This window comes from Bacillus cereus group sp. BfR-BA-01441 (genome assembly GCF_022663075.1).
In the GTDB taxonomy this organism is placed as follows: Bacteria; Bacillota; Bacilli; order Bacillales; family Bacillaceae_G; genus Bacillus_A; species Bacillus_A cereus.
In genome coordinates, this window is record NZ_JAKUEU010000130.1 from 1 (window position 1) to 8,388 (window position 8,388).

The window sequence follows — 8,388 nt, forward strand, 5'->3', positions numbered from 1 at the left end:
AATACAGGTAATAATAGCGGCGACAGTTCTTCCGTACTTGCATACGCAAAATCAATGCAAGGTGTACCATACGTTTGGGGCGGAACTTCTGCTAACGGTGTTGACTGCAGTGGTTACATCTACCACGTATTTAAGAAATTTGGTCATAACATTAGCCGCCAAAGTGTTGCAGGATATTGGAGTAGCCTACCAAAAACTTCAAGTCCACAACCTGGTGACTTAATTTATTTCCAAAACACTTATAAATCTGGTCCTTCTCACATGGGTATCTACCTTGGGGGCGGATCATTTATCCAAGCTGGAGATAAAGGTGTAGCAATCGCTTCATTAAGTAACTCTTATTGGAAGAGCCACTTCTTAGGATACACGAAAGCACCTTAATTAATAGTTTCAAAGCCTTCTAGTTTACTAGAAGGCTTTTTTGCTATGAGTTCAACATATTACTCCCTTTCTCCTACCTTCTCTCTACAAAAATAATGTATCCATTCTTCCATTTCATACACTTTATTCTGCAAAAACAATGCATAACGTTATCATAATGTATATATTCCCATAAAAAACATAACCTATTTCATGTCTATTTATTTCATATGTGTTTTTTTGAAGAATTTTCTTTTTATTTAAACTTTTCATTAGACGTTTGACCTCCGATGTCCATTATGATAAGTTACTTAAGATGTTATATTCGTAAACGTATAGACAACTGGTTTATACACTGTTTTTACTATGAGGAAGGAGCATACACTGCATGAATCTTTTATGGGGAATTGGCGGCGTGATTGGAGTATTAGCAATTGCATTCTTACTATCTTCCAACCGCAAAGCTATTAATTGGCGCACAATTTTAATCGCGCTAGCATTACAAATGTCATTTTCATTTATCGTATTACGATGGGATGCTGGTAAAGCAGGTTTAAAACACGCTGCTGACGGTGTTCAAGGATTAATTAATTTTTCTTACGAGGGAATTAAGTTCGTTGCTGGGGATTTAGTCAACGCAAAAGGACCTTGGGGATTTGTATTCTTTATTCAAGCACTACTTCCAATCGTATTTATTAGTTCATTAGTAGCAATCTTATATCATTTTGGTATTATGCAGAAATTTGTTAGCGTCGTTGGTGGTGCATTAAGTAAACTTCTTGGAACTTCTAAAGCAGAAAGCTTAAACTCAGTAACGACTGTATTTTTAGGACAAACTGAAGCTCCAATCTTAATTAAACCTTACTTAGCACGCTTAACAAATAGTGAATTCTTCACTATTATGGTAAGCGGTATGACAGCTGTTGCTGGATCTGTTCTTGTCGGCTATGCAGCAATGGGTATTCCGTTAGAGCACTTATTAGCAGCTGCAATAATGGCAGCTCCATCAAGCTTATTAATTGCGAAACTCATTATGCCAGAGACAGAAAAAGTAGATAATAACGTTGAACTTTCTACAGAACGTGAAGACGCAAACGTTATCGATGCAGCTGCACGCGGTGCATCTGAAGGTATGCAACTTGTTATTAACGTAGCAGCAATGTTAATGGCTTTCATCGCATTAATCGCTTTATTAAATGGATTATTAGGATGGGTTGGTTCTCTGTTCGATATTAAACTTAGCCTTGATTTAATCTTCGGTTACTTATTATCACCATTTGCAATCTTAATCGGGGTTTCTCCTGGTGAAGCTGTACAAGCAGCAAGCTTTATCGGTCAAAAACTTGCAATCAACGAATTCGTTGCATACGCAAACTTAGGACCACACATGGCAGAGTTCTCTGACAAAACAAATCTAATTTTAACATTTGCAATCTGTGGATTCGCAAACTTCTCTTCTATCGCAATTCAATTAGGTGTAACAGGAACGTTAGCTCCTACTCGCCGTAAACAAATTGCACAATTAGGGATTAAAGCAGTTATCGCTGGTACATTAGCGAACTTCTTAAATGCAGCAGTTGCAGGTATGATGTTCCTATAAACTTATATAGAGTCTTCTCTTTCTACAAGAGGAGACTTTTTTCATGCAATCCAAGCGTCTTTTATGCATCTATTAATCACCTTATGCCAAATATAAGAACATTATGATACAATAATGTTTAAGTCTTTTTATTTTTCTAATGAAAATAGCGATACTACTTATCGTTGCCCTTCAAAAGAATGTAACGACATGGTCAATTTCTTAATAATTGTGCATACTACAAGTATCTATTGATGAAATAGCTTTAAGGAGGAAAGTTTTGTGAAAGATAAGTTCTATAAAATCCTCTCTATGTGGATTCTACAAATTGTATTTTATTTTACTACTGTACATGTGACGAATTATGAGCATGCGCTCATTTTTACAATAATATACGTAATCGTAAATGTACTATTCTTATTTTTAGCTGACAAAACAGCATTTATTTTCTTCATACTAGGAACCATTATTTCCGTATTTTATTTGTTTTATGAAGCATGGCTTCATTTATGGAGTACATCAGATCAATGGCAATATATGATTACCCACTTCCTGATGGCAGCTAACTTCTTCATTGTATACATAACAACTCACCTATTGAAAAAAGTGATTCATGAAAATAAAACTTTAACTGAGCGTGTGAGAACGTTAGAACAATATATTGGAGAATCAAAATTACTAACAAGACAAGAATTCGAGAGACGCCAAGCATTATTAACAACTGCAATGAATCGTCGTAATGAAACAGGCGTTATCATTTACTTTGATTTCACTCCCTTTAGTAAATATACGAAGGAAAGTGTTATGGACCGTGTAGCTTCCTTATTAGTTGAAACGGTAAGGAATGATTTTGACCTTGCTGCTGAATATGATAATAATACGCTAGTTATTTTATTACAAAACACAAATGAAGCTGGTGCTGACATTGTAATGAACCGCCTAAAGCCAAAAATGGAGCAATGGCTTGCAGCTGAAGCAATCCGAGATATAAAAATTTCACGCGAGCAAATTGGAAACAAAGGACAGACATTGTTATGATGACTCTCGTTATACTTCTTTTATTTCTTCTGTTTTGCGTACTCGTTTTTTGGATCAGTATCACATTTTCAATTAAATATGTTCTTATTTTTACCGCCTTTCTATTCTCTGGCTTACTCGTTTACTACTCTTTCTTAACAATTGCGGGCTTAATTCACCGAAATAGTAAACGAAAAGATCGTACGCTAGAACATTATCCGAGTGTCGATATTTTCATACCTGCCCATAATGAAGGCGTCGTTATTAAAGATACTTTAGAGGCGATGGCGCAGATTGAATATCCAGGAAAACTAACTATTTATTTATTAAATGATAACTCTCAAGATGAAACACCTGAAATTGGCGATGATTTCGACAAAGCTTATGCTCATATTCGCCATATTCGTGTTCCCCCCGGTGAACCGAAGGGTAAATCACGTGTACTAAACTACGGCCTTAGTATTTCAGATGGTGAATACTTCTGTGTTTACGATGCAGATAACCAGCCTGAACCACACGCACTGCGAATGCTTGTAGAACACGCTGAAACAACTGAAGATGCTGTTGGAGCTGTTGGACATGTTCGTACAGTAAACGAAAAGCGCAACTGGCTGACGCGAATGATTTCACTGGAATTTCAAATCTTCCAGCTCCTTATGCAATCTGGACGCTGGTTACTATTCCAAACAGGCTCACTGACAGGAACAAATATGCTTCTTCGTCGCTCCGCACTAGAAGAGCTTGGTGGCTATGACCCTTATGCAATTGCAGAAGATGCTGAATTAACATTAAGAATTACACAAAAAGGTTATCTCTTACCAATCGTCCCAGAATCAGTTACTTGGGAACAAGAACCAGAGCATTTAAAAATTCTTATTAAACAACGTACACGTTGGCTCCAAGGGAATTTATACATTTTAGAAAAAATGTTCTCATCATTAAGTTTCTTTAAAGGAAAACTTCTCGTCCATTCCTTACAACAAGTTCTAGTGTATGTTGTATTTTGGCTATTCCTAATCATTTCAAACGTTTGGTTTGTAATTGGGCTACTCGGGATATTCCAAATTCAATATAGCATTCCGCTACTATTTATGTGGTATGTCGCATATATTACATATGTTTCTCAATTATTTAGTGCCCAGAGTGTCGAACGAACCTTTACACCGACTAATATTTTTATTAGCGTTATTATGTACTTTACGTACGCACAGCTCTTTACGTACTTATTTATTCGTAGCTTAATCTTATACTTACGTGCAAAGAGCAAGAAACAAGTCATTGGCTGGGATAAGACAGTTCGATTCAAAAAAGAGAAATAATAACAATAAGCACAGAGCGCCGTATGCTCTGTGCTTATTTATTGCCGTATAAATTATATATCAGACAATACCCCTTAGCTGAAAGTAATTTCACGTCCATCCCCCAACGAACGATCGACCTTCATTTATATACGAAAAAGTGATTGCTATTTTTGTAGAACCAATTGCTTCTCTTGCTGTTCTTTGCGCGTTTCAGTCTTAGGTTCCGTGCTTTCTTGGACACTACGATGTGCCACACGTTTCAAACAAATATGCTTCCACTTTCTTTCGTAACGTTTCATTATTCTAGATGTCCCCCTTGAATGCGCTTTAAAACTATTTGAAATCGCTTACAGGAAATAATATAGCACATATATATAAACGTGACAACACATTTCCGACATATTTTTGACAAAAATACGAATAGAATTCGTAAGGTATCGAATATTGTCGAAACCTATCGTTTTTTCTTCGTATAAAAGGCATACTACTTATATGGTAAAGTATTTTATTTCCCCTACCCGCATTTCAAATTCCTTCTATATAAAGTGAAACTTTCATTAGCCATCACCAATTGTACTTTTACAGGCAAATAGAGAAATAAAAAAGAGCTGATATGAAATCAGCTCTTTTCCTTCTATTATTAATGACGCTTCATACGCCCTTCTTTTTGTAACTCTTTAAATAATGCTGCCATCATAAAGAAAATAACGAAGACGAACGGGAATGCTGCAATGATAGCTGCCGTTTGTAAGGCTTCTAATCCGCCAATATATAATAGCGTAGAAGCTATCGCGGCTAGAACGATACCCCAAATCATTTTAATACGATTTGGTGGGTTTAAACTACCATGTGTCGTTAACATTCCTAAAACAAATGTTGCAGAGTCTGCCGATGTAATAAAGAATGTTGCAATAAGTAAAATACCTAAAACTGATAAAGCTGATCCAAAGCTGCCCATCTGATCGAACATAGCGAATAATCCTACTTCTGTTCCCATTTCTTTCACTTTGTCGAAGATATGTGCATCACCAAACAGCTCCATATGAATACCAGTACCGCCGAACACAGAGAACCAAAGTGCACCAATTACGGTCGGCACAAGTAACACACCGATAACAAACTCACGAATCGTACGACCTCGTGAAACACGAGCAATAAACGTACCTACGAACGGTGACCACGCAATCCACCATGCCCAATAGAAAATTGTCCATGACTGAATCCATTGATTCCCACCTTCGTCTAATGGACTTAAACGGAAACTCATACTTGGCAATTCCTGAATATAAGAACCGATTGTTGAAGTGAAGTAATTCATAATAAAGTTTGTTGGACCTGCAAATAATACAATGATCATAAGTGCAAATGCAAAAATAATATTCGTATTACTTAAATATTTAATTCCTTTATCAAGACCTGTTTGCGCAGATAACATAAATAATACTGTTACGATTGCAATAATAACTAACTGAGTCGTTAATGAGTTCGGGATAGATGTTAAATAACTAACACCACCTGCAATTTGTTTCGCACCAAGACCTAATGACGTTGCAACACCAAATACAGTTGCGAAAACAGCTAACACATCAAATGAATGAGCAATACGCCCGTGTTCCCCGCCCTTAAATAACGGACCTACTGTCGCACTAATCGTACTTGCTTTTCCTTTTCTAAAGGTAAAGTAAGCAATACATAACGCTACAAACGCATATAGTCCCCAAGGATGTAATCCCCAATGGAAAAACGAAAAACGCAGTGCAAGGCGCGCACTTTCCTCAGTTGCACTATCTCCAAACGGAGGTGCGTATAAATGGTTTAATGGTTCGGCAACGCCCCAGAAAACTAAGCCAATACCCATACCAGCACTAAATAACATAGCAAACCATGTCATATAACTATAATCAGGTTCATCATCATCTTTACCTAAACGAATAGAACCGTATTTCGAAACAATTAAAAAGATAGACACACCTAAAATAATAGACACGGAAATAATATAAAACCACCCGAACTTACTAACTAATGCAGTTTGAATTGCGGTTGTTACATTTCCTAAGCTACCTTTTCCAATAATAGATTCGGGAATAATCCCCCAAATTGTAAATGCAATACATAATGTTAATGAAACGATGAATGTTTTTGTCAGTTTCCTCATCAAATCCCCCTTCGTAGGTTTCGCTTTTGTAAATAACATAAATTCCGATATGTAAAATCGGATAGAAAACTATAATTTTGCGGTGATTTTCTTACTTTCACCTTCACCAATTCGAATTCTTATGGACAGCCTTACCTTTCGTATAACTTTTTCACTCTGCAAGAGCTACAAGTTAGAAATACTGCTGTCAAATTGTGTGAGAAAAACGCGGATAGGAATGTATTTTCCTAAAAAAGGATGTGTTACATATGTAAAAAAGGGCAAAGTTCTTCCTTGCAACCCTTTCGTTTTGTAACAATTATGCGGTTTTTTTGCTAGTATGTAGCACGTGTTTATAGCTTCACAAACAAAATGTTTATGTTTATATAACTATATTACCCATAAAACGGTAAAATACTCAAGGAATGTAATCGTTTAGTAAACATCATGTAACATTCCTGTAACATTTTTATTTACGTCGAAAAAAACATGTTGTATTAAATATTTTGAATATAACTAGAAACCTATGAGTTATATAGAATGAAAAACGCTTTCCTATATTTTTTGTTATATTACAGGATGTTAACGACTTATTACGAATGGTTTGTAATTGTGTGTATTCCCCAAATCCGAAAAAATCTGTTGCTATAATGAGGACACGAAAACAAACGCAATGGAGGCTATCATGAAAAAATTAATTGGTATAGCAACAGCAGCAGTTTTTGGTCTTGGGATTTTCACATCATCTGCTAATGCAGAAACTGTTGTAACAACAGACGTACTAAACGTACGCGAAAACCCTACTACTGAATCAAAAGTTGTCGGTAAATTACTAAACGGTAATAAAATAGATGTTCAAAATACAGAGAACGGATGGTCAAAAATTACTTTAGACGGTAAAGACGCATTCGTAAGTGCAGAGTTCACAAAAAGCATCTACTACGTAACAGCTAACGTATTAAACGTACGTGCTGAAGCGAACACAAACTCAGAGGTTCTTGGAAAGTTGAAGAAAGACGATGTAATCGAAACAACGAACCAAGTACAAAATGAGTGGTTACAATTTGAATATAACGGGAAAACAGCTTATGTTCATGTTCCTTTCTTAACAGGTACAGCACCTGTAATTGAGAAACAAGAAACAACTGCTCCTGCTAAAGCTGCAGCACCAGCTAAGGCTCAAGCACCTGTAGCACAAGCAAAACCAGCTGCTAAGCCTGCTGTGAAAGCTGCTGAAACTAACACACCATCTGGTGGTCGTGAGTTAACAGTTGTAGCTACAGCATATACAGCTCACCCGAGCGAAAACGGTGGCACATATGGCGGCCGTGTATTAACTGCAATGGGTCATGATTTAACTGCGAATCCAAACATGAAAATGATCGCTGTTGACCCGAAAGTAATCCCATTAGGATCTAAAGTATGGGTAGAAGGTTACGGAGAAGCTATCGCTGGAGATACTGGTGGTGCAATTAAAGGTAACCGTATTGATATCTTACTTGGATCAGATAGCGCTGCTCAAAAATGGGGACGCAAAACTGTTAAAGTGAAAATTTTAAAATAACCAATGACTGCTAAATTACAAGCCGGTTCTCTTTATTGAGAGCTGGCTTTTATTTATTTATAATACATATAAGGAGGCTACGCCCATGAATGTACAAGCAAAAGTAGACTGGATTGGTACGCCAAAACCGTACATATATAAAGATGAAGTGACATATAACGCTACTTCTATTGATTTTTCACTCGCTGGCGATGATAACCGCTATAAGTTAATTGTGCTCAAGTCTGAAAACAATACACATTACAAAATTGTGCAATATGGAATAAAACCAGGCTCTCAAAAGCCATTTCCTATCGACATTCCATTTGAACAAAACATGTTACCAATTATAGAGCAAATATTACATGATCCATATGTACAAGCGATACTAAAGGAAACACACTCATAATTGTAAAAAAATATATCAACGATTTTTCAATTATATCTATCATAA

Annotated in this window: 7 protein-coding genes; 6 read left to right on the forward strand and 1 reads right to left on the reverse strand. The window is 36.4% G+C overall.

Annotation, left to right across the window (positions count from 1 at the left end):
- From MR107_RS28080 to MR107_RS28095, 4 genes are all read left to right on the forward strand, one after another.
- A partial coding sequence (locus tag MR107_RS28080) for a C40 family peptidase (protein ID WP_242293005.1) occupies positions 1-381 on the forward strand: 381 nt, incomplete at its 5' end.
- A 367-nt stretch (positions 382-748) separates the two neighbouring features.
- Positions 749-1,960 (forward strand): NupC/NupG family nucleoside CNT transporter, encoded by a 1,212-nt coding sequence (locus MR107_RS28085; protein WP_001051019.1) that lies wholly within the window; start codon positions 749-751, stop codon positions 1,958-1,960.
- 261 nt (positions 1,961-2,221) lie between these two features.
- Entirely contained in the window at positions 2,222-2,977 is a 756-nt protein-coding gene (locus tag MR107_RS28090) for a nucleotidyl cyclase domain-containing protein (RefSeq protein ID WP_074553758.1), read from the forward strand.
- Positions 2,974-4,275: a glycosyltransferase family 2 protein gene (locus tag MR107_RS28095; protein ID WP_086404150.1), complete on the forward strand. Its 1,302-nt coding sequence runs from the start codon at positions 2,974-2,976 to the stop codon at positions 4,273-4,275. Before MR107_RS28090 ends, MR107_RS28095 begins: the two co-directional genes overlap by 4 nt.
- 622 nt (positions 4,276-4,897) lie before the next feature.
- Here MR107_RS28095 and opuD read toward each other — a convergent pair.
- On the reverse strand, positions 4,898-6,412 hold the full coding sequence (gene opuD, locus MR107_RS28100; protein ID WP_001229103.1) for a glycine betaine transporter OpuD: 1,515 nt from the start codon (positions 6,410-6,412) through the stop codon (positions 4,898-4,900).
- A 664-nt stretch (positions 6,413-7,076) separates the two neighbouring features.
- Between opuD and MR107_RS28105 the strand changes: the two genes are divergently transcribed.
- Both MR107_RS28105 and MR107_RS28110 read left to right on the forward strand, forming a co-directional pair.
- On the forward strand, positions 7,077-7,955 hold the full coding sequence (locus MR107_RS28105; RefSeq protein ID WP_000733326.1) for a cell wall-binding protein EntA: 879 nt from the start codon (positions 7,077-7,079) through the stop codon (positions 7,953-7,955).
- Positions 7,956-8,040: 85 nt separating this feature from the next.
- Positions 8,041-8,343: a DUF3910 family protein gene (locus tag MR107_RS28110; protein WP_001102539.1), complete on the forward strand. Its 303-nt coding sequence runs from the start codon at positions 8,041-8,043 to the stop codon at positions 8,341-8,343.
- The last annotated feature ends 45 nt before the right edge of the window (positions 8,344-8,388 follow it).